Origin of the sequence: Burkholderia sp. Bp8986 (genome assembly GCF_003854225.1) — a bacterium.
GTDB lineage: Bacteria > Pseudomonadota > Gammaproteobacteria > Burkholderiales > Burkholderiaceae > Burkholderia.
Genome location: NZ_QTQM01000116.1, coordinates 1 through 2775 on the forward strand (window position 1 = coordinate 1; position 2775 = coordinate 2775).

A 2775-nucleotide genomic window follows, 5' to 3' on the forward strand; every position below is an offset into this window, starting at 1 on the left:
GTCAGTCTTGTTCAGTTGCGTCGCGAGCGCTGCGTGCACGTGGCGGGCATGAATGCAATCAACAGGAACACCTCGATTTCGCAGTGCGTGATAGAACCAGACTGCGAGAGGGCCGGTTTCTATTCCGACGCGCCGGACCTCGGGGGCTTGCTGTCGGATGATGCTATCGATAGCCTGCGGATCCGATGCTACTGTTCCGCGCCAGACGGGATTATCGTCCCCATCGATTACGCAAACCGCCGTTGACTTCTGCGATACATCGAGACCCACATACGTTTCCATGGCAGCCTCCGTCGTTAGCCGGAGGCGCAATCACAGTATGTGATTGGCGTGCGTGCCTTGGCGTTCCACCAGGACGTGCAGTCGGCGGTAGCCGAATGGACGACGTTCGTGCGCCAACTCCACCAGACGCGCCGCTAGCACCTCGTTCTCGTGGCTCGGCTTCGCGTCGTAATGCAGCATGCTGCGAGAAAGCCCGGCAAGCCGGCAGGCGCGGTGCTCGGCGGTGTCGACCTTCTCCCGCATGCAGGGGGTAGGTCAGACCAACAATAGCGCATTCATCTTCAGCAAAAAGACGTTGAACTAGAAGGGGGCATCGCGGATTAGTCACGGAACGTGGCAAGGATCTTGTGGAAGGAGTATTCCTCGTCGCAGTTCCCGGAAAGTAGACGCGCGATGATAGTGTTGATGCATTCGACAACGCTGGTACTGAGTGTACAGAGGCCGCGAGCCGCGATTTGGTGCTGGAACCTCTGTGAACAGTTAATCGACACGATTCAATAACGTTCGGACCGACGCTGGTTGTCGTGTCAGCTTTGCCTGGCCAGAACGAAAAGTGCGTGAGCGTCCGGATAATTGCGCGTGAGACGCCTGCGATTGTCGTCCGGCGTCGTCGAGATTTACGATGACAAGGTATCACCGCGCGAATTGCTCGCAAACGCATCGGAAATACGGAGCGCGTCGGACTGCGCCGCGGAATTCGTTGGGCGCACATAGATATGGTTTGTAGTGTTTAGAAAATTAAGTGATAACTTCGCACCTATACTGTGCTATTCAATTTTTCGGGTCGGCTATTTTTTGATTCGACGGGGCTGATCATATTTATTGAATATGCAGTCCGGCTCATTATATTCATTAATGGCCGAATAAATCAATCGTTGAATTTGATTGAGTTCTTGATCTGACGTCGCTTGGTGGCCGGCAATTGTGAAAAAAAAGTCCCGCGTCGTCTGCGTAAATGATTTTTCAACTACGGCTACTGGCCCGTAAAGATTGGACGTCGCGGGACTAAACGCGAATTTGAGAATATATTCATTTCCTGATTCTGTTTTAAATTTATATGTTAATGAGGTTCTAAATTTATTGAAATCATCGTGGAATTTATCGGAAATCGACTTTGTTTGAAGGTTTAAGTCGTATGGCATTAAAACCTCTGAATTTTATTCAAGTTCACGACTCTCAACAGTCGAGAGTGGGGCGGCTCTTCGATGGGCCATTAATCTGGTTGGTGATGCAACGCAGCGAGCGGCTTCCTATATATCGATAATAATGTGTGGATGAATTATTTATTTGGTGTGGGGATATCTCGAAATGATCCGATGAATTGCGAACTAAGTTTGCTAGATTTTTTGAGGAACATTAAATTTCTGTCTTACTTTTCCTGACGGGAGGCGATGCACTGCAAATTGACAGATGACGAGCTGTGGTCATTCATCGAGCCTATGCTGTCTAAGCAAGTGTCGCGGAATGGCCGAGATGCGGGATAAGAGCCGACGTAGAACGGAGCATCGTATGGGGTCCTCGTCATGCGCTTGTCTTGAGTCACCAACTGAAGAGCAGTAACAAGAAGGCGGTGCAGAACCTGGAATTCTCATACCCACCCAATTTAACACATCTTAAACTAGTCGCCATCCTATCTGTCTTTCAGAATTTTGGCTGGATTTCGGTTTCTGAAATCGAAGAGCATATTTTTCTCAAATCTGCATTGCGTGCGTCGCCAATCTACGATGAATCTTTTTAGTCGGCCCTGAATAATCCGTAAAGGCTTGTGCGATAAGGCTCGGAGGAGGCAATGATGTTGTGTGCCTTTGCAAGGCACGGGCATATTGGCGTGTGAATCCTGCAAATTTTGATGAGGTGCGGATGGGCCGAAGATGCCGAAGGGAGATTTTTTCCGCCAACCGCTGTGTGAGTCGATCAACTTGACGCATCCCTTGGCGCGGCTGGCTGTGCTGCGCCGCCGCAAGCGCCGGGGCGTAATGATTGAGCGCGAGCAACTGGCATTGCCGGGCGCACCCAACGGGGTGTAGTCAACCGATTTCGTGATGGATGCGTTCCAACGGCCGGCGCGTGAAGTGCCTGACCGTCGTCGATGATTTCACGAAAGAGGCTGTCGACATTGTCGTCGACCATGGCATCTCAGGTTTGTATGTCACTCGGGCATTGGACCGTGAAGCTCGCTTCCGTGGCTATCCCAAGGCGGTGCGAACAGACCAGGGCCCCGAATTTACGAGCAGCACGTTTGACCAGTGGATATGGGAACGGCGTCACTCTGAAGTTGATTCGGCCGGGCAAGCCAACGCAGGATGCGTATATCGAATCGTTCAACGGCAAGTTCCGCGACGAATGCCTTAGAAGCTGTTGCGAAATTAATCAGACACTGTCTTGAGTTGGTTCCAGCAAATCAAGCAGCACGCGAGCGAGAGGAATGCCTCATGCACGTGTGCGTACCGTTCGTAGCGAATCTTGAGCCGTCTGAATGCATGAAGCCAGGCA

1 protein-coding gene and 3 pseudogenes are annotated in these 2775 nt (G+C 51.4%); 1 reads left to right on the top strand and 3 read right to left on the bottom strand.

What is annotated here, in order from left to right:
- Together DID99_RS36215 and DID99_RS36220 are read right to left on the bottom strand one after the other, a co-directional pair.
- The coding region (locus DID99_RS36215) for a transposase (RefSeq protein ID WP_148094704.1) at positions 1 to 282 on the bottom strand (282 nt) is incomplete at its 3' end.
- Positions 283 to 321: 39 nt separating this feature from the next.
- Positions 322 to 501 (bottom strand): annotated as a pseudogene (locus DID99_RS36220) (IS3 family transposase); the annotation flags it as partial.
- A 1715-nt stretch (positions 502 to 2216) separates the two neighbouring features.
- Here DID99_RS36220 and DID99_RS36225 point away from each other — a divergent pair.
- Positions 2217 to 2632 (top strand): annotated as a pseudogene (locus DID99_RS36225) (DDE-type integrase/transposase/recombinase); the annotation flags it as partial.
- A 16-nt stretch (positions 2633 to 2648) separates the two neighbouring features.
- Here DID99_RS36225 and DID99_RS36230 read toward each other — a convergent pair.
- A pseudogene (locus DID99_RS36230) lies at positions 2649 to 2775 on the bottom strand (IS5/IS1182 family transposase); the annotation flags it as partial.